This is a genomic window from Acinetobacter sp. Marseille-Q1618, assembly GCF_902809855.1.
Classification (GTDB): domain Bacteria; phylum Pseudomonadota; class Gammaproteobacteria; order Pseudomonadales; family Moraxellaceae; genus Acinetobacter.
The window spans coordinates 439,485-457,915 of the sequence record NZ_CADDWJ010000001.1 but is presented as its reverse complement, the minus strand read 5'-3'; the positions used below and the strand labels follow the sequence as shown (position 1 = coordinate 457,915).

Annotated in this window: 18 protein-coding genes; 9 read left to right on the top strand and 9 right to left on the bottom strand. The window is 35.5% G+C overall.

Annotated elements, in window-relative coordinates; translation table 11 throughout:
- Nucleotides 1–59 precede the first annotated feature (59 nt).
- Nucleotides 60–749: a response regulator transcription factor gene (locus HUS24_RS02110; RefSeq protein WP_173910399.1), complete on the top strand. Its 690-nt coding sequence runs from the start codon at nucleotides 60–62 to the stop codon at nucleotides 747–749.
- Nucleotides 746–2,617: an ATP-binding protein gene (locus tag HUS24_RS02105; protein ID WP_254433790.1), complete on the top strand. Its 1,872-nt coding sequence runs from the start codon at nucleotides 746–748 to the stop codon at nucleotides 2,615–2,617. Before HUS24_RS02110 ends, HUS24_RS02105 begins: the two co-directional genes overlap by 4 nt.
- 76 nt (nucleotides 2,618–2,693) lie before the next feature.
- Here HUS24_RS02105 and HUS24_RS02100 read toward each other — a convergent pair whose 3' ends face one another.
- Complete coding sequence (locus tag HUS24_RS02100) at nucleotides 2,694–5,144, bottom strand: ExeM/NucH family extracellular endonuclease (RefSeq protein WP_173910398.1); 2,451 nt, start codon at nucleotides 5,142–5,144, stop codon at nucleotides 2,694–2,696.
- 198 nt (nucleotides 5,145–5,342) lie between these two features.
- On the opposite strand from HUS24_RS02100, the gene trmB reads away from it, so the two are divergent.
- Nucleotides 5,343–6,059, top strand: coding sequence for a tRNA (guanosine(46)-N7)-methyltransferase TrmB (gene trmB / locus HUS24_RS02095; RefSeq protein WP_173910397.1), 717 nt, complete (start codon nucleotides 5,343–5,345; stop codon nucleotides 6,057–6,059).
- 312 nt (nucleotides 6,060–6,371) lie between these two features.
- On the opposite strand, the gene HUS24_RS02090 is transcribed toward trmB, so the two are convergent.
- From HUS24_RS02090 to HUS24_RS02080, 3 genes are all read right to left on the bottom strand, one after another.
- Nucleotides 6,372–6,596: a DUF1653 domain-containing protein gene (locus HUS24_RS02090; RefSeq protein WP_173910396.1), complete on the bottom strand. Its 225-nt coding sequence runs from the start codon at nucleotides 6,594–6,596 to the stop codon at nucleotides 6,372–6,374.
- A gap of 111 nt (nucleotides 6,597–6,707) precedes the next feature.
- A complete protein-coding gene (locus HUS24_RS02085) occupies nucleotides 6,708–7,064 on the bottom strand; it encodes a roadblock/LC7 domain-containing protein (RefSeq protein WP_173910395.1) in 357 nt (118 codons plus the stop codon).
- 254 nt (nucleotides 7,065–7,318) lie between these two features.
- Nucleotides 7,319–7,726: a roadblock/LC7 domain-containing protein gene (locus HUS24_RS02080; protein ID WP_173910394.1), complete on the bottom strand. Its 408-nt coding sequence runs from the start codon at nucleotides 7,724–7,726 to the stop codon at nucleotides 7,319–7,321.
- Between the two features lie 406 nt (nucleotides 7,727–8,132).
- Here HUS24_RS02080 and ahpF point away from each other — a divergent pair, with 406 nt between their 5' ends.
- From ahpF to HUS24_RS02065, 3 genes are all read left to right on the top strand, one after another.
- Entirely contained in the window at nucleotides 8,133–9,698 is a 1,566-nt protein-coding gene (gene ahpF / locus HUS24_RS02075; RefSeq protein ID WP_173910393.1) for an alkyl hydroperoxide reductase subunit F, read from the top strand.
- Between the two features lie 175 nt (nucleotides 9,699–9,873).
- Entirely contained in the window at nucleotides 9,874–10,218 is a 345-nt protein-coding gene (locus tag HUS24_RS02070; protein WP_065992623.1) for a hypothetical protein, read from the top strand.
- A 122-nt stretch (nucleotides 10,219–10,340) separates the two neighbouring features.
- Nucleotides 10,341–11,045 carry a VIT family protein gene (locus HUS24_RS02065; protein WP_173910392.1) on the top strand — a complete coding sequence of 235 codons (705 nt, stop codon included), beginning with the start codon at nucleotides 10,341–10,343 and terminating at the stop codon, nucleotides 11,043–11,045.
- 58 nt (nucleotides 11,046–11,103) lie between these two features.
- Here the strand turns inward: HUS24_RS02065 and HUS24_RS02060 are convergent, their stop codons facing one another.
- Complete coding sequence (locus HUS24_RS02060) at nucleotides 11,104–11,886, bottom strand: TIGR03915 family putative DNA repair protein (RefSeq protein ID WP_173910391.1); 783 nt, start codon at nucleotides 11,884–11,886, stop codon at nucleotides 11,104–11,106.
- Nucleotides 11,887–13,146, bottom strand: coding sequence for a putative DNA modification/repair radical SAM protein (locus HUS24_RS02055; protein WP_173910390.1), 1,260 nt, complete (start codon nucleotides 13,144–13,146; stop codon nucleotides 11,887–11,889).
- A gap of 200 nt (nucleotides 13,147–13,346) precedes the next feature.
- Here HUS24_RS02055 and HUS24_RS02050 point away from each other — a divergent pair, with 200 nt between their 5' ends.
- Nucleotides 13,347–14,390, top strand: a complete 1,044-nt coding sequence (locus tag HUS24_RS02050) for a nitronate monooxygenase family protein (RefSeq protein WP_173910389.1) — start codon at nucleotides 13,347–13,349, stop codon at nucleotides 14,388–14,390.
- Between the two features lie 22 nt (nucleotides 14,391–14,412).
- Here the strand turns inward: HUS24_RS02050 and HUS24_RS02045 are convergent, their stop codons facing one another.
- Entirely contained in the window at nucleotides 14,413–14,919 is a 507-nt protein-coding gene (locus tag HUS24_RS02045) for a DinB family protein (protein WP_173910388.1), read from the bottom strand.
- 195 nt (nucleotides 14,920–15,114) lie between these two features.
- Here HUS24_RS02045 and HUS24_RS02040 point away from each other — a divergent pair, with 195 nt between their 5' ends.
- On the top strand, nucleotides 15,115–15,708 hold the full coding sequence (locus HUS24_RS02040; protein WP_173910387.1) for a DUF4291 domain-containing protein: 594 nt from the start codon (nucleotides 15,115–15,117) through the stop codon (nucleotides 15,706–15,708).
- Between the two features lie 88 nt (nucleotides 15,709–15,796).
- On the opposite strand, the gene dusB is transcribed toward HUS24_RS02040, so the two are convergent.
- Nucleotides 15,797–16,813: a tRNA dihydrouridine synthase DusB gene (gene dusB / locus HUS24_RS02035; RefSeq protein ID WP_302476099.1), complete on the bottom strand. Its 1,017-nt coding sequence runs from the start codon at nucleotides 16,811–16,813 to the stop codon at nucleotides 15,797–15,799.
- 147 nt (nucleotides 16,814–16,960) lie between these two features.
- Between dusB and HUS24_RS02030 the strand changes: the two genes are divergently transcribed.
- On the top strand, nucleotides 16,961–17,179 hold the full coding sequence (locus tag HUS24_RS02030) for a hypothetical protein (protein WP_254433789.1): 219 nt from the start codon (nucleotides 16,961–16,963) through the stop codon (nucleotides 17,177–17,179).
- 152 nt (nucleotides 17,180–17,331) lie between these two features.
- On the opposite strand, the gene HUS24_RS02025 is transcribed toward HUS24_RS02030, so the two are convergent.
- Complete coding sequence (locus HUS24_RS02025) at nucleotides 17,332–18,282, bottom strand: GlcNAc-transferase family protein (protein WP_173910385.1); 951 nt, start codon at nucleotides 18,280–18,282, stop codon at nucleotides 17,332–17,334.
- Between the last annotated feature and the right edge of the window lie 149 nt (nucleotides 18,283–18,431).

Sequence of the window (18,431 nt, the reverse complement as noted above, 5' to 3'; positions counted from 1 at the left end):
GATAGAAAAAAAATGAGATTAGAGGCACAGTATATAAAACAAATTATTAGAGAATAGCGATGTTAAATAGTGAGTTAAGTTTACCTGTACCCGTAATTGTGGTCGAAGATGAGCCACTCATACAAGTTCGCCTCAAAGAAATATTACTTGACATTGGCTATACGTCTGAAAATTTGTTGTTTGCAGCAAACTTAACCCAAGCCAATGCGCTTTTACAGAAACATTCAACTTCATTTGCTTTGGTGGACTTAGGCTTACCTGATGGTAATGGCTTGGATTTTATTAAAACTTTAAAAAAATATGATCCAAGTATTTTGGTTTTGGTGGTTTCCGCATGGAGCACTGAAGACGCCATTTTAACTGCTATTAGCGCTGGTGCAACAGGCTATGTTTTAAAAGAACGCGATGATCTAGAAGTCATGCTTTCAATCCGAAGCGTACTGCGTGGTGGTGCACCGATTGATCCTTTTATTGCCCAAAAAATCTTAAAAAAATTACACATCGATGAAATCGAAACAAAGCAACATACAGAAATTAAAAAACTCGAAAAAACTGAGGTTTTGTCGAAACGTGAACAAGAAATTCTAATTTTAGTTTCACAAGGTCTAAGTAATAAAGAAATTGCCGATCAGCTTAATCTTTCTCGCTACACCATTGAGTCCCATGTCAAACATATTTATCGCAAATTATCAGTTTCTACTCGTATTATGGCTGTAGATGCTGCTCGAATTTTGGGAATTTTAGATTGATTGTACGCCTTATTCTCAGCTTAATTTTGTGTTTTATTTTTCAAATCGCGAATGCCCAAGATTTGGTACGAATTCCTGCAACTTTAAATCCTTGTCAATTCAAAATTATTAGTATAGATGTCGTTAAAGCAGCAGCACATCATGCTGACACCATCCCCAAAACAGGTTGGGAAAAAGTAACTTTGCCACATAACTGGGATATTGCTTGGAAAAATTATACAGGCGTTGCTTGGTATAAAATCATTTGGCAACGGCACTGTGTCTCTACATTTGACCAGTCACAACCTGCTTCTTTTTTATTAGATCGTATCAATATGGCTGGTGCAGTTTATAGTAATCGTGAACTACTTTGGCATGATCAGTCTTTAGTTGAACCCTTATCCCGCAGTTGGAATATGCCCCGTATGTGGGTTTTACCTGCATCTACACTACATCCTCATGATAATGAGATTTTGATTAAGGTCATCGGTGTACAATCCCAAGCTTCTGGTTTAACCAAAATTGAGTTTAATTCTGTTGAGCATATTAGCCAATTACATCAACAATATATCCTTGAAAGACGTACGACTTATTTTTTTAATTTAATTATTACCTTAGTACTTGGTTTAACAGGTTTATTTATTTGGTTATTTCGCCGTAAAGAATATGCTTTTGGATGGTTTGCTTTAACTTCGCTATTTTGGGTGTTATTTATTAGCAATATCTTAATGACCAAGCCACTACCTTTTACCGATACTTTGCTCACTTCTCGCTTAAACATTATATTTCTATTGGGTTATGTCAGTTGTTTGTGTTTGTTTTCATGGCGTTTTGCCCGTAAACGCTATAAAAAAACCGAATATATATTGTTTGGTATGAGCACCTTTCTTGCCATTTTATTGCTATTTGTACCACTTCAATCTTTAAAAAATATGCTTCTGTTTTGCTTTATATATAGTGGTTTAGTATTTTTTTTAAATTGTATTTATTTTCAATGGATTGCTTATAAAGATAGACGTGTCGAAATTTTAATGCTCGCTGCTATTTTTAATATTTTTGTTATTATCATGATACATGACGCTTTAATTTATCAGTCTGATATTAATGCCTTTTTATGGTTGCCTTTTGCTGCACCTATTACCAGTTTAGCCATTTCATGTATTTTAGCGTGGCGAATTACGCAAAATATTAACCAAGTCGAAAATTTTAATAAAAAACTGAGTCGCACTGTTGAAAAAACTACTTTTGATTTAGAACAATCTTTAAATAAAAAATACCAGCTTGAAGTTAATAATATGCGCCTACAGGAACGCCTAAACTTAGCGCATGAGTTACATGATGGTTTGGGAGGTTCGATTTCTCGTTCTATGATTTTATTAGATTTAAATGAAAATGTAGATAAAACCCAAATCATGTCAATTTTAAAATTATTGCGCAATGATTTACGTCAAGTGATTGACTCAGGATCAAGCTTAGGCTCTAAAGTACCTGAAAATCCAGTATTATGGGCTGCACCTATTCGTCATCGTTTTGTGCAAATTTTTGAAGAAATGGACATTCACTCGATTTGGCACATGCCACCCCAATGGATCAGCATTCCAAGTATGATTCAATCACTGACCTTAGCACGTGTGGCAGAAGAAGCTCTGAATAATATTGTCAAACATAGCCAAGCGACTGAGGTTAAAGTCAGTTTATATGAAAATGAACAAGATATATTAATCTTAGAAATTCAAGACAACGGTATAGGTTTTGACCCAACTACAGTACAGCAAGGCTTCCATGTTGGTTTACAAAGTATGCAGGTTCGAGTAAAGCGTTTGGGTGGAGATTTTGAAATGCAATCTCGACAAGGTGAAACTATCATTCGTGCATCTTTACATTTGTAATTAAAATATAAAAAGAGAGCAGTCAATCTGCTCTCTTTTTAACTCAGATTATTGATTACGATAAATATAAACGCATTTATCTTAAACCTTTCGCACGCACTCTTGTTGCTATAATTGCAGTAAAAATAAGTGCCAAAATCGACCATAAACCGAAAGCACCACCACCTTTTTTATGTTCTGCTTCAGGTTCAGGTTTTGGCGGTAACACGTGGTTATTCAAATCTAAATCAACAATGATCGGATCATGATCTGAAGAGCGGAACGCATCTGCGGCATAGAAATCTGCTTTTTGTGCATCAGTTTTATATTCTTCATTATAATCCAATGCCGTTGGTTCATCAGCATTAATATGCCATGCAAATGCCCGTTTCACCATTGGATATAAGTTTTGATCTGCAATCGCATGGTCTAGATTGCCTGCGCCACCATAACCATTGGCATCACTTGCCACACCAAATACATAACTATACGCGGTTTTACCTTGTCCAATTTTTTCGTCATTTAACAAAACCTTATAATTGGCATTTTCCAGCGCTAAAATTGGCGCTTCCTTCGCATAACTATTAAAGTCACCCACCAATAAATAGTTTGGATTTGAAACTTGAGTTGGATTTTTTGCAATCCACTGACTCAGTTTTTGTATTGCAGTTAAACGGGTTTGATTATAACAACCTTGCCCATCTTTCTGATCAAGATCTAAATCTTTGGCATCATCACAACGTTTAGATTTTAAATGATTTGGAACAACGGTAAAGTTTTTACCGCCCGCAAGTGGCTGGAAAGTCTGTGCCATCGTGAAACGGTTCATCATACTCGCATCATCATAAACCACTGCTGCACCGACAGGTTTAACGCGTTTACTGTTATAGATAATTGCAACGGCAATCGCATCTGTACCTAATTTATCCATATTGTCTGGAATTACATATTTCCAGTCTGTACCCAAAGCTTTCGTTAAGTAAGCGACTGCGCTTTTATCACTATAGCCATTATTAGCAATTTCCATTAAACCATACACATCAGCATCAATACTTTTCATTGCACTGACAATTTTGTCATGTTGACGATTAAACTCTGAAACCGTGTTGGCACCACGGTCAGGCTTCACACCGATCAATGGAGAATTGTCATAATTTAAAACATTAAATGCTGCGACTCGAATTTGCTGTGTATCTTTGGCTTGGATATTTGATCTGGCATTTGAGGTGCTGATCACTTGTGGTTTAAGTTTATTTTGAATCGGTTGAATACGCCAAGCATTAAAACGATATTCTAAAATCCCTTCGACATTGTTGATCTGGTAGCCTGAACGTAAAGTATTTTTAGCATTAAAATGATCTGGTAACCACGGTGTTCGATTTTGATTGTTATAACCATCGTCTAAAATAATTTTAGACAATAAATTTTGTTGTGCTAATTTTTTTGCCTCAGGTGAGTTTGCTGGATATAAGTTAGTTGGAATATATAATCGTCCTAAGCTGAGTGACAACTCACCAAAACGACCATAGTTATAATTTTCACTGACCGTTAAGGTTTGTGGTAATTTTACCAACATGCCTTGGTAACGCTTTGCTGAATGTCCAGAAGGATCATTCAAATTATTAAATGGCAATTGTACACTTTGCGCTGTAACCCAATTGGCTGCCGAAGAGTTACATGTTTGAATATTGCTACTCAGCTCATCGATTTGTAATTGATTTTGATAGCTTTTTAAACGCCCTTTAAAAATTACCTCCTCACCTACTTTGCCACCCACCACTGTGCTCGCATTTGGAATATAAACAAAGATCGCATTACTCACATTAGCTTTGGCTTTAGTGTCAGGCGTTTGCACATAAAAACCAGAAAAACCGTCTTGATAACGATAATCTGCAGTGATCACACCACGTACCACATATTGCTGATCTTGCGTAGCAGTCTGTAAATCCGCAATTGCTGTATCTGCTGTACTACAACTGATGATATTGGTCACAGGTGGTGTGCTGGAACCTCCTGCTACACGATCTGACCAAACTTTCCAAGAATTATCCAAATTAAAAACAGCTTTTGGATCAATCGCATTCTGATTATTTTGTGTTTCTATACGGCTAAAACTTTTACCCTTACTGCCTGCACTGCCCCAACCATTGTTTGGTTGCTCGCCTACTCGACCAAAACGATCAATCGGTGTCCCTTTGTAGAGTAAAACAATAGCATCATCACCATTAAAACTTAATCCAGCAACCTGCTTGACCTTGGCACCAAGTGCATCTTTTAATTCCTGACGACCAATTACAAATTTTTCTTTACTTTTTAATGAACCTTGCAGATTTACTGCAAAAGTTTGAGTCACAGCACCATTACTAAACTGTTGAATTTCATAATCGGCTAAATTCACTGTATTAGCATCTGGATTATAGATTTCTAAGCCTTTTTTATTGGTAGATCCATCTATATATTGACTAAACATCAATTGGGCATGTGTGGAAAATGAACAGCCCAATAGACTTAAGCTCAACGCTAAATGTTGCGGTTTTAATAATTTCATGGTTTTGACTTTTTGTTAAATAAGTTTTGTTTGACCGCTAGCGAGCATAATTTTAAAAAATGACATATCTATGAAAATGACATGTCTTTTATCACCTTCTTATTTTTAAATTTCAGTAGGTAAATCCACAAAAAGGTTTGACTTGATAAGTAGAGGACTTAAAATACGCCTTTTGAATTTTTGGTAATCCCCAAGCTTATGTCGAACGATCAAATTGAAGCGCAAGTTGTAGAGTTAGACAATTTGCATGAGCACCGCGAAATTGTGACGTTTATGCGCCGTTCTGCGCCATTAAATACCTCACAACGATCTGCGCTTGAACAACATCGTGATCTAATTTTGGAATACCCTGTTGGCGATTTACGTCAGCATTTTCCACATCCTGAACGTCCTTTGACTGTAGAAATCGGTTTTGGCATGGGGCGTTCTTTGGTACTGATGGCAAAAGCCAATCCTGAACGCAACTTTGTTGGCATCGAGGTGCATGTCCCAGGTATTGCACAGTGTGTGTATGAAGCAGGCATGGCTGAACTGAAAAATTTACGTGTGTTAGATGCAGATGCGATTCAGGTATTACGTGAAATGCCAGATAATAGCATCAACACTGTACAATTATATTTCCCTGATCCTTGGCAAAAGAAACGTCACTTTAAACGTCGTTTTGTGTCACATGATCGTATGCCATTGGTTGAAGATAAGTTAGAAATTGGCGGTACTTTCCATGCGGCAACAGATTGGGAACCGTACGCTGAGTGGATGTTAGATGTTTTAGACAATCGCCCACGTTTAGAAAATATGGCTGGAAAAGGCAATAGCTACCCACGTCCTGAGTGGCGTCCACAAACTAAATTTGAACGTCGTGGTATCGAAGCTGGTCATAAAATTAATGATTTCATTTTTAAGAAAATTAATTGAGTTTCTAGTTAATTCTATCTAACACATTACTTAAAAATTAATAGGATTAAGTATCAATTACTTAATCCTATTTTTATCCTTAATGCAATTTATTATATTCTTATAATAAGTTAATTTCATTTATTATTTTTAAATGAAAATATTTTGTGAAAATCTCATTACTATTAAACTTATTGTTATGCAAATAAAAACAACACATTGATTATATGAGTTTAAATTTATATTTATGCGAATTCACTAAATTATATTGCATATAATAAAGACTAAAAATTTATTAAACCAAAATACAATTCCAACTTAAATGCAATTAAATTAATCTAATTCATTTATTCTATGTAAAAACTCAAATCTAGGCTTTTCAGCTCCATCTTCTAAAATTACATTTTCATTAAACATACTTAAAGGTCTTACCCAGATAGAATAATCACCATATAAGCATTGATAAACTACCAGTTTCTCTTGTGTTTCACTATGTTGAGCAAGATACAAAACTTGATACAGATTTCCTTTATAATGACGGTATATACCCTGCTGCATATTCTTCTTACACTTTACAATCAAAATATAAGTATAAAAGCCAACTTATATTTATACAAATCTTAAATAAAGAAATCCGCTATAAATAGCGGATTTCTTTTTGATTTTGAATTAAGAAAAATCTAATTCTTTTTCAAAACCTTTTAACTCATGGCGAGCCATAGCTAAGTTAGATTTACTACGATCTAATACCAAGTAAAGGAATAGATTCTCATTAGATTCTAAAGGACGGATCAAGTGATATTGTTTACCTAAAGTAATCAAAATATCTTCAATTTGGTCATCTAATTTCAATGCTTTCGCAACCTTACGTTTAGCACGAACTACTTCTGTATTACCAGCAGCAGCTAATTCTAAATCAATACCTGTACCAGCTGTAGCAAGAGATAAACCACTCTCACTATCAACTAATGCAGCACAAACGAAACCATCAATATCCGTTAAAGGTTCTAAAGTAATACGCGCCATAGGATTCCCCATTGTTTTTTGTTTAGGTGTTTTGTCTTAATTACATTTCAAATGCAACTAAAACCATCTGCCCTCGATTTTTAATCGAGTTCTTTTTAAAAATTCAATATTGAGCTGTTAATTCTATTCACTACAATATCAATTTTTTATTTCTACATCGTTTCACACTAATATAGCAATATCTAGTTGAATGTATATAGCTTATTGAAAAAAATTAAATCTATATTTCCTTTAATATTACAAATTAATATAACTTAATATTTAATTAATTGATCAACTGTAACTTTAGTTTCATATAACATCTGTCCAATTAAAATATCTTTAGATGTCAGAGCAACCAATACCATTGGGTATTTAGAATGAGGTACAGAAGTTAATAAAGCTTTACCATTTTCGGCATCAAGCGTAATGGTTTGACAACCTACTAAATTTATTTCAGAAATAAATGCTGTTACCATTGCAAGAATAGAACTACTGACAGCAGCAATCTTTCCTGAATTATTGACTTGCTTTTTATTTGCGAGTGTTACTTCAAAACCGTCAGAAGAACATAACATTACAAAATCAATTCCTGAAACACTATTCAGTAATTCTCTGATCTTTTGTTCCCCAAATTTTACAAATTCTTCTGGAATTTTTCTTGATAGATTTACATCTAACATAATCCACCTTATTAACCAATTAAATTAATTCACTTTTCCTGAGTTATTTTTCATGAAAAAAGTAATTAATTTTTATATCGCCCCAATCTATGCGAAATATATCACATAAAAATTAATATTTAATACATTTTTGACAAAATATTTTGTTATTTTGAAAATATTTTAGATTTGTATAATTAATTTTATCACTCAAATTAATCCACTTTTCATATTTTCTAAATAAAATAATAAATACAGTTCCATGCATTATTTTGTATTTCCATATATGCTTATATAAAAATAAAATGCTGATTTAATAAAATCGAAAAAGATGATCAATACAATAAAAACAAACTGTTTTACCTATGATTGAATTTAACTTATTATAAGCTCAATGAATAAATTTACTCCCTTGGAGATGTTAGCAATGTTAGATACCAATACTTCTGCACAACTTAAAACTTTACTTGAACGCCTTGAAAGCCCAATTGATATTGTGGCTTCTTTAAACGATTCTGATAAATCAGACAAAATCAAAGAATTAGTCACTGAAATCGCTGCACTTTCTGACCAAGTTACTGCACGTTTTGATGGTCAAAATGAGCGTAAACCTAGCTTCGGTATTGCAAAAGCTGGCGAGCAACCGCGTGTATTCTTCGCGGGTTTACCGATGGGGCATGAATTCACATCACTGATCTTAGCTTTGTTACAAGTGTCTGGTTATGCACCTAAAGTATCTGATGAAGTTTTAGCGCAAATTAAAAGCCTAGACCTAAAAGCAAACTTTGATGTATTTGTTTCTTTAAGCTGTCATAACTGTCCTGATGTTGTACAAGCTTTAAACTTGATTGCAATTAACAATCCAAATACTACTGCAACCATGATCGATGGTGCATTCTTCCAAGACGAAGTCGAAGAACGCAAAATCATGGCTGTACCAATGGTATTCCAAGATGGTGAACATATCGGTCAAGGTCGAATGACTTTGGAAGAAATCGTAGCAAAATTGGATACGGGTGCGGCTGCCAAAGATGCCGAAAAATTAAATGCCAAAGATGCATTTGATGTTTTAGTCATCGGTGGTGGACCTGCGGGTGCAACTGCTGCAGTGTATGCTGCACGTAAAGGTATTCGTACAGGTATTGTCGCTGAACGCTTTGGTGGTCAGGTGATGGATACCATGGACATTGAAAACTTCATTTCAGTGCAAAAAACCCAAGGTCCAAAATTTGCAGCAGATATGGAAGCACATGTGCGTGAGTACGGTGTGGATATCATGAATCTACAAAAAGTGAAAAATATTGTTGGTGCTGATCAAACTACGACTGGTTTAGTTGAGTTGGAACTGGAAAATGGTGCCAAACTTGAATCGAAAACTGTAATCCTCTCGACAGGTGCGCGTTGGAGAGAAATGAATGTACCCGGTGAGAAAGAGTATAAAACCCGTGGTGTTGCATACTGCCCACACTGTGATGGTCCATTGTTTAAAGGAAAACGTGTTGCGGTGATTGGTGGGGGTAACTCAGGTGTAGAAGCAGCAATTGACCTTGCAGGTATTGTAGAGCATGTGACTGTGGTTGAATTTGATACCAAACTTCGTGCGGATCAAGTGCTTCAAGACAAATTACATAGCTTGAAAAATACCACAGTCATTATGAATGCACTTTCTACTGAAGTCATCGGTGATGGTTCGCAAGTGACCGCACTGAAATATAAAGATCGTGCGACTGATGAAGAGCATACGGTTGAACTCGCAGGAATCTTTGTGCAAATCGGTCTATTACCAAATACCGATTTCTTAAAAGACACTGCAGTGGAGCTTTCAAACCGTAATGAAATTGTGGTGAATGATCGCAACGAAACCAATGTGAAAGGTGTGTTTGCTGCGGGTGACTGTACCACTGTACCGTACAAACAAATCATCATTGCATCAGGTGAAGGTGCAAAAGCGTCATTGTCTGCTTTTGATTATATTATTCGTTCTGGGCAGTGATCATTTTAAACCCTGTAATCATTTAAATAAAAAAGCGTTTCATTTTTAGAAATGAAGCGCTTTAATTTTTTTGTAGCATTAACAATTTTTAATATTTTTTTCTCATAATTTTGTTTATATTCAGAATATCCATTGTTATGGATAAAAAAATAATAGGTTAAGAAGGTAAAAACAAATGAATAAATTACTTGTTGCTCTAGGTCTTGCTGCTACCGTTGCACTTGTGGGTTGTAATAAAGACAAAGCGCCTGAAACTGGTGCATCAACTGGTGAGCATTTAGAAAATGCTGCTGAGCAAGCTGGCCATGATGTTGCAAACGCAACTGAAAATGCTGCTAATGCAACTGCAACTGCTGTAGATAATGCTGCAAGCGCAACTGAAAATGCTGCTCATGATGCTGCAAATGCAACTGCTCATGCTGCTGATGCAACTGTAGATGCGGCAAAAGATGCAACTGCTGCAACTGCTGGCGCAGTTGAAAAAGGTGCTGCAGATGTTAAAGAAGCTGCTAAAAACTAAGATACTAAGTCACTAAAGAAACTCCTCCGGGAGTTTTTTTACGGATAAATTTTGACTAAGTGTTTTATTTTAATCAATGTTCTATTATATTGATTATAATATTTTTCATTAAATAGATGAATATGTCTTCACATTTTTCTCACCACGAGCAACATTTTATCCATCGTGCAGGTTGGCTACGTGCGGCAGTGCTGGGGGCGAATGATGGTATTATTTCAGTGACAAGCTTAGTGGTTGGAATGGCAGCCAGTGGCGCATCCAGTCATACACTATTAGTCACATGTATCGCAGGTCTAATATCTGGTGCAAGTTCAATGGCTGCTGGAGAATACATTTCTGTCAAATCTCAAACGGATATTGAAGAAGCAGATCTAAAAATTGAAGCACGAGAATTAGAAAAAAATCCGCATTTAGAACTTAAAGAATTAACTCAAATCTATATCTATCGCGGCTTAGACCCTGATTTAGCACACCAAGTCGCTGTTCAATTAACTGAAAAAGATGCTTTAGAAGCACATGCACGTGATGAAATCGGTATCAATGAAATGACTGCGGCAAAACCATTGCAGGCAGCAGGCTCATCTGCCCTCTCCTTTACGTTAGGGGCTTTATTTCCAACATTATCCATTTTAATCAGTCCAGAAGCCTATTTAGAACACGTGGTTTTAGTGGTGGGTATTTTATCATTGGCTATTTTAGGTGCATTATCCAGTTATTTTGCTGGGACATCCATGCTCAAAGGAAGTTTACGTGTTGTGATTTGGGGAATCATCGCAATGGCATTTGCAATGTGGATTGGTTCTTTATTTGAAGTCAATCCAATGTAAAAGGCTTTCTCAGTCATAGAGGAATTAGAACAGCACTAAAATGTAATATGCCAAGCAATTAATTGATCATTTTTTCATTCATATAGCGCCAATATCGTTTTGGCACATATTGGATATGCAGTTTCATGTTTTGTCGTGCTTGAATATTTACACTTTTAAAATAATCCTTCCAAAGCTGATCATATAAGATTTCTTCATCATCAAGTTCAATATTAAAGCTTTGGCTACGCCCTGTTGCTAAATTTTGATCAATATCGTTAGCATTCATTTGAATTTGATGTACATTTTTTAAATCATAATAAATCCCATATTTACGTTTTTCATCATAAATCAGCCAACGTTGATCTTGGTAACGTGCTTTAAAATGCTTCACAATTAAAGGTAGAACATCAAAATCTGGCTTAATCAAACTCAAAAATAATCCATCTTTACATTTTTTAAAACGTACAAAAGCTTCCATCCGATGCTTTTCTCGTCCGACTTGCTTCGCCCATTGTGATAAAGCTAAGACAGCAGTATGACCATAGTTTTGATCTACATTTTTTTGGGATAAAAAAACATAAACACTAAAATTAAAAAGTTGTTGAAAAGCTTGAGCTTGCTCAGATAAAAATGTGTAGTAAAAATTTCTAATTGCATTGGCTGAGATTTTTTGTTGTAAGCCTTGCCAAACACGTAATGCTTGCGTTTCATCAGATGGAACATGAATATTTTCACCAAATAGCGCCTGTTGGGAATCTGCTTCATGATGAATTTCAACTTCAAATTCTCTGAATTGAAATGCCCGAAATACGCAACACAATAATCCTGTCATAGTGCCATCAAAAATATAACTTGCCATTTAAAAACCAAAACCTAACTGTGGTGAGAGCTGTTTCTGATATTTTGATTGTCCAGATTGCAAAATTTGCTGACGAATCTGACTTGGTAATTGCTCTTTTAAAAATTTAGGCGTATCTGCACAGCGTATAAAATGCTGCGCTCGGTTATATGCCACGCCTAAACGTTTTAATTGATCAATATGAATTTTTCCAAAACGTCGGGCTTGCATAATTTTCTTGGCTGAACGTACGCCAATTCCAGGTACACGCAAAATCATACGATACTCTGCATAATTAATATCTATAGGAAATTGTTGAGGATTTCTTAAAGCCCAAGCCAGTTTTGGGTCAACATCTAAGTCTAAGTTTGGATGCTGCTCGTCCACAATTTCTGTCGCATCAAAACCATAAAAACGCATCAACCAATCGGACTGATATAAACGATTTTCACGTAATAAAGGTGGTGCTGAACCAATCGCAGGCAACATTTTTTCTTCATGATTAATTGGAATATAACCAGAGAAATAAACGCGCTTTAATTTAAATTCTTTATAGTGTTGATCTGCCATTAAAATAATGTCTTGATCTGTTTCGTTATGTGCGCCAATCACCATTTGGGTAGTCTGCCCTGCAGGCACAAACTTAGGCACAGATTTAATTATTTTTCGTTCATCTTTGAATTGAATCAAACGATCTCGCACAATTCCCAAATCTTTTTGCACTTCTTGATGTGATTTTTCGGGTGCAAATTGTTTTAGCCCCGCTTCGGTGGGCATCTCTAGGTTAATACTCATACGGTCAACATATAAACCAGCTTCATGGATGATTTCTGGAGATGCGCCAGGTATGGTTTTAAGATGAATATAACCATTAAAATTTTCTTCAAGTCTAAGTTTCTTAACGACTTGCAGCATTCGCTCCATAGTAAAATCGGCTGATTTAAAAATACCTGAACTTAAAAATAGACCTTCTATATAATTTCTACGATAAAAATTTATGGTCAAATCAACGACTTCTTGTACCGTAAATGCTGCACGTTGCACATCGTTTGAACGTCTAGAAACACAGTAAGAGCAATCATAAATACAAACATTTGAAAATAGAATTTTTAACAAAGATACACAGCGTCCATCTTCGGTATAGCTGTGACAGATCCCAGAGCCAGTATTTCCCAAACCCTTTTCTTTATTTTTACGATTACTGCCACTGGACGAACATGACACATCATACTTGGCAGCATCAGCTAAAATTTTTAACTTTTCACTGATACGATCAGACATCGCTTTAACCACATATTAACAAGATGTCCAAATTATAAAATTTTAATCACAGCATTTTTTTTCAACGGTCTTTTAAACGACAAACCGTGTCGTATTAATTATTACTATCTCGAATGATATTTCCTTATTAAATAATGATTATTATTTGCCATTTTTTATATAGATCAGCTAAGTTAATAACATCATGAGGGAGCTTAGCAATGAATATATTACAACGATTAGAAATTCGACATCCGATTTTTCTAGCACCAATGGCGGGAGTTTCAACACCTGAACTCGCAGCAGAAGTGTCAAATCAAGGTGGACTTGGATCATTAGGCTTAGGAGCAAGTTCAGTTGCGGCTGCACGTGAGCAAATTTTGAAAACACAAGCTTTGACTGAGCATGCTTTCCAAGTTAACTTTTTTTGTCATCAACCAGAACCTTTAAATGAAAATGCAAATCAAATCTGGATTGAACATTTACAACCTGAATTTGCAAAAATCAACTCTGAAGCTCCTACGGATTTAAAATGTATTTATCCGAGTTTTTTAGACAATGACGATTTTTTAAATTTAGTCTTAGAAACGCAACCGAAAGCTGTTAGTTTTCATTTTGGTATTCCCCATCAATACCAAATTCAACAACTCAAAAATGCTGGCATCATTACCATGGTCTCTGCGACCAATCTTGCTGAAGCCAAAGCCATTGAAGAGGCAGGGATTGATATCATTATTGCTCAAGGTGTTGAGGCTGGCGGACATCGTGGAATTTTCAATCAAAACTTAGATGGTGCAATTAAAACTTTTGATTTAATTCAACTGATTAAAAAACATTGCCAAATCCCTGTGGTTGCAGCGGGTGGTATTATGAATGGTCAACAAGCAAAACAAGCCTTAAACTTAGGTGCTGAAGCTGTGCAGCTTGGGACGGCATTTGTACAATGTAAAAGTTCTAATGCCAATGCGGCATATCGTAAGGCTTTATTTGATCATCCTATTACACAAATCACAGCCAGCATTTCTGGTCGCCCTGCACGTGGTTTAATCAATCAATGGGCATCATTTATTGATCTACCAGATCGTCCAAATGTTGCGCCCTATCCTTATGCTTACGATTTAGCAAAGCAATTAAATGCCTTAGCGACTCAGCAAGGTGATGATAGTTACGGCGCTTTTTGGGCAGGTTCAAATGTTTCTCAAATTCGTGCATTAGAAGCACCCGATTTGATTAATCAATTAATTTTAGAAATGAATCAATCTTAATTCTAAAAAATCAGGTTTAACTTTAAGCCTGATTTTTCTCTGCCAACATATATACCAAATCAAGCTCAGGACATGCATAACCTAAAACGGTCATTGCTGCACTCACCTGTCCTCGATGATGCGTCCCGTGATTAAACACATGCAATAATGTTGCTGCATAAGGCAATGTCAAGGTTTGACCCGAAGTGCGTTGATAAGTTAAATTTCCCTCAAATAAAGAGGCTTGAATTGTTTCTATAAAATCAATCCAGTTCTTTGATTTCTGCTCTAACTCATTTAACAGCGCATATTTTTCCGTATGTATAGTGTGATCTAAAGCTATTCGAGGTGAAATTCCCTCTTTAAAGCGTGGATACCAAAGATAATGCTCTCCAAGTAATACATGATTTAAAGTACCTGAAATACTTTTAAAAAACAGACCGACATCTTGGTGAAAATCATCATCTGGCATTTTTTCTAAATGTTTAACCAAACCTTGAGTTGCCCAAAGATTGTATTGAGCAAGGAGTTGAAATGTTGTTTTATTCATTGCTTAAAAGTTACTGATCTCATCGATTTCGCTTGATCAAAGCATAATTTTGACTAAAATAACAATGTATTTCTATTTTTAGAATTTATATCATGATGAATCAAATTTTTTGCCTAGCGGTGAATCATTTTCCACTTGTCTAACTTAGGTTTTTATTTTTTTAAAACTTAGTCAAATTTACAAGTGAGATTTATCATGCCTGCATATCATGAAATTCGTGCAGTATATGACCGTGATAGTATTACGGTCTATCAAGCCTACAATAAAAATATCGCTCAACTTGCAGTTCAACATCAGAAATTTGTTGCACCATTCTCATTTCAAAGAATGACATGGATTAAACCATCATTTCTATGGTTGATGGGACGCAGTAATTGGGCAAGTAAATCAGGGCAAGAATATATTCTTGCCATTCGTATTAAACGTGATTTTTGGGAAAAAGCTTTAGCCTTAAGCGTACATACGGATCCTACATTATCTCAACAGAAAAATGGTGCACTTTGGCTGCAAGATTTTGAAAATGCACATGTTCATGTGCAATGGGATCCTGAGCGTAACCTCAAAAGTAACAAACTTGAATACCGTAGTATTCAGATTGGCATCAGTCGTTTTTTGATTCAAGAATTTAACGATGCGGCTATCTTAACTATCAAAGACATTACGCCTTTGGTTCGTAAAATGGCACAATTTCGACGCAATGGACAATATAAACATGCTGAAAAGTTACTACCTAAAGAACGGATTTATCCTTTAAATGCTGAACTAAAAAGACATTTAGTCATAGATTAATGCTATCTTGAGCAATTTAACATGATTGTAAAATGGGAGAGAGAAAACTCCCATTTTACAATCATGTTTTCTAATTGGATTATTCTATTTATACATCAAGCAAATTCACTTTCTCTACTTGTACATCACTCATAATCTTACCTTGATCCAATAAATGATTAAAATAATCTTCTACAACTTTGGCTTGATCCGCAGTATTTTCAACTTTATACATATTTTGGCGAAACTCATTACTTGAACGTAAGCCTTTGGTATACCAAGCAATATGTTTACGTGCAATGCGACACCCCGAATACTCACCATAAAACTGATACAACTCAGACAAGTGTCCAAGTAATACGTCTTTAACTTCTTGAATATCAGGTGCTGCTAAATGCTCACCTGTTTTTAAATAATGATCTATTTCACGGAAAATCCACGGACGACCTTGTGCTGCACGCCCAATCATCACCGCATCCGCACCTGTATAGTCCAATACATATTTGGCTTTTTCAGGACTGTCAATGTCACCATTGGCAATGACAGGGATATTCAACAGGCTTTTAACATCTTTAATCAAGCCGTAACGTGCTGTATTTAAATACATATCTTCACGGGTACGCCCATGTAAAGCGAGTGCTGCAATACCAGCTTCTTCTGCCCGCTTAGCAACACGCATAATATTTTCATGTCCATTTAAAAAACCCAAACGAGTTTTTAAGGTCACAGGAACATCTACCGCAGCTACAACAGCATCTAAAATTCGAGCGACTAAATCTTCATCTTTGAGTAAAGCTGAGCCTGCTAATTTATTACAGACTTTTTTTGCAGGACATCCCATATTAATATCGACAATTTGCGCGCCATTAGAAACTTGATAGCGTGCTGCTTCTGCAAGTTGTTCAGGCTCTGAACCTGCAATTTGTGCTGAAATAGGGGCAAGCTCACCATCAAAGTTGGCACGGTATAAACTTTTTTTAGTCATGCGCAAAGTCTGGTCAGAGGTCATCATTTCGCTGACCGCATGACCTGCACCAAAGTACTTGCACAATGTTCTAAATGGACGATCTGTGACACCTGCCATCGGTGCGACAAAAATAGGGGAATGTTTTGATTTATCAAACAATTCTGCAATTACGTTGTTTTTACTCAATTTTCACTTTCCCATATTCTCAAAGGTTTTACATCATTTTCAATCATTCTTAACTATTCTTTACGCCTTATTTGCGCCATAATCACCCTTGTGGCGTAAATCCAACTTTATGGCGTAAATATGGGAACAATTGCAGAACGAACTACAGCAGATGGTAAAACTCGATACAGAGCTCAAATACGAATAACTCGTAAAGGCTTACCACCATTTATTAAAACAAGAACTTTTGCAAAAGAGTCATTAGCCAAAGAATGGATTAAGCGACTTGAAGCAGAGATTCTGGTTAATCCTGCTATTCTAAATCCAGAAGCTAAGGTTGTGTCAAAAAAATTAAAATAATTTGCCTCAAATCATTTGATTGATAGTTGTTTTTACTTATTCAAAGAACACGGAAACGGTTTAAAATAGGTTACACTAGATCAAATATATAAGTTAATATCCATGTAGTATTCAATATTTTACTAGTTTCCGAAATTTTCTATTATTTTATCCTAGTATTCTGTCCCTGTTTTTACTTTATTACTAAGTGTCTGTTTTTGAAAATTAAGTCCAGAGAATATCTGATATTCATCCAAACTGCGGATAAATCCTAAGCCATATTGTTCTAGTTGATGTAAAGCTCTCAGATCATCGGCTTTTTGAATTCTTAATAAATGTCGACAGCGTTGTTGGGCTAACTTATCTTTGAGTTGCCACATGCTATGTTCTTGCCAATGCAAAGGTCTTTGATTGATATTTTGATAATCATGCCACATAAAAGGCATATTGGGTAAGTATAAATTATAACCGTGCGTCCATAGGCGAACTGCATAGGTAATTTCTTCGCCATGAAAATAAATATATGGATCGTATGCAACTTCTTTAAATACATTTCCTCGACCAAAAAGACACCCAGCCGCAATAAATGCCGTTTTTGCACACTGCTTAGGTGCTCGATCAAGTGCTATTGCACCTGAAGAAACTTCGGGTAATTGGGTATCACGGAATTTTTGTACATTAAAATAAGTGTACATTTGTTCATTTAGTTGATTTGTTTCAGTATCAAATCCCATCGGATAATGTGTAATAATCGCTTTTTCATCATTTATTTTTATATACATCTCCAAAAGTGTGGTATCCCAACCTTTTGCAAAGCGACTGTGACTATCGATTTGTAAAGCAAAATCATGTTGATCTAATAATTCACTCCAAATATAGCCTCTAGCCCAACAAACACCTTTTGCATCATTATAATCCATGACATGTTGTTGCATTTGAGGATAGTCAATGGAGATACAATCTTTATCTTTGTCTAAATGTACTTGATTTAATACCCCGATAAACACCCTTTCTGGATAATCCGCTTGATTTAATAAAGACGCAACTGTTAGAGGAAGTTGAGGATCACGATATGAAGCAATAGAAACAAAAATTGATGCTTCTTCTTTTCTAAAATTCATCATTCTTCAATACTATTTAACTTAAAAAAACCTAAGCCCAATGATTTAATATTTTTACAATAGCTTTCTTGCAGCAATCACAAAAAAGCATATGAAATTATGATTTATAAACATATTTTAGATTTTAAAAATCATCATTTCACAACATTTTG

Coding starts and splice junctions, on each gene's coding strand:
- HUS24_RS02110 (WP_173910399.1), top strand. CDS start 60: ATGTTAAATAGTGAGTTAAGTTTACCTGTACCCGTAATTGTGGTCGAA.
- HUS24_RS02100 (WP_173910398.1), bottom strand. CDS start 5,144: ATGAAATTATTAAAACCGCAACATTTAGCGTTGAGCTTAAGTCTATTG.
- trmB (WP_173910397.1), top strand. CDS start 5,343: ATGTCGAACGATCAAATTGAAGCGCAAGTTGTAGAGTTAGACAATTTG.
- HUS24_RS02090 (WP_173910396.1), bottom strand. CDS start 6,596: ATGCAGCAGGGTATATACCGTCATTATAAAGGAAATCTGTATCAAGTT.
- HUS24_RS02085 (WP_173910395.1), bottom strand. CDS start 7,064: ATGGCGCGTATTACTTTAGAACCTTTAACGGATATTGATGGTTTCGTT.
- HUS24_RS02080 (WP_173910394.1), bottom strand. CDS start 7,726: ATGTTAGATGTAAATCTATCAAGAAAAATTCCAGAAGAATTTGTAAAA.
- ahpF (WP_173910393.1), top strand. CDS start 8,133: ATGTTAGATACCAATACTTCTGCACAACTTAAAACTTTACTTGAACGC.
- HUS24_RS02070 (WP_065992623.1), top strand. CDS start 9,874: ATGAATAAATTACTTGTTGCTCTAGGTCTTGCTGCTACCGTTGCACTT.
- HUS24_RS02065 (WP_173910392.1), top strand. CDS start 10,341: ATGTCTTCACATTTTTCTCACCACGAGCAACATTTTATCCATCGTGCA.
- HUS24_RS02060 (WP_173910391.1), bottom strand. CDS start 11,886: ATGGCAAGTTATATTTTTGATGGCACTATGACAGGATTATTGTGTTGC.
- HUS24_RS02055 (WP_173910390.1), bottom strand. CDS start 13,146: ATGTCTGATCGTATCAGTGAAAAGTTAAAAATTTTAGCTGATGCTGCC.
- HUS24_RS02050 (WP_173910389.1), top strand. CDS start 13,347: ATGAATATATTACAACGATTAGAAATTCGACATCCGATTTTTCTAGCA.
- HUS24_RS02045 (WP_173910388.1), bottom strand. CDS start 14,919: ATGAATAAAACAACATTTCAACTCCTTGCTCAATACAATCTTTGGGCA.
- HUS24_RS02040 (WP_173910387.1), top strand. CDS start 15,115: ATGCCTGCATATCATGAAATTCGTGCAGTATATGACCGTGATAGTATT.
- HUS24_RS02030 (WP_254433789.1), top strand. CDS start 16,961: ATGGGAACAATTGCAGAACGAACTACAGCAGATGGTAAAACTCGATAC.
- HUS24_RS02025 (WP_173910385.1), bottom strand. CDS start 18,282: ATGATGAATTTTAGAAAAGAAGAAGCATCAATTTTTGTTTCTATTGCT.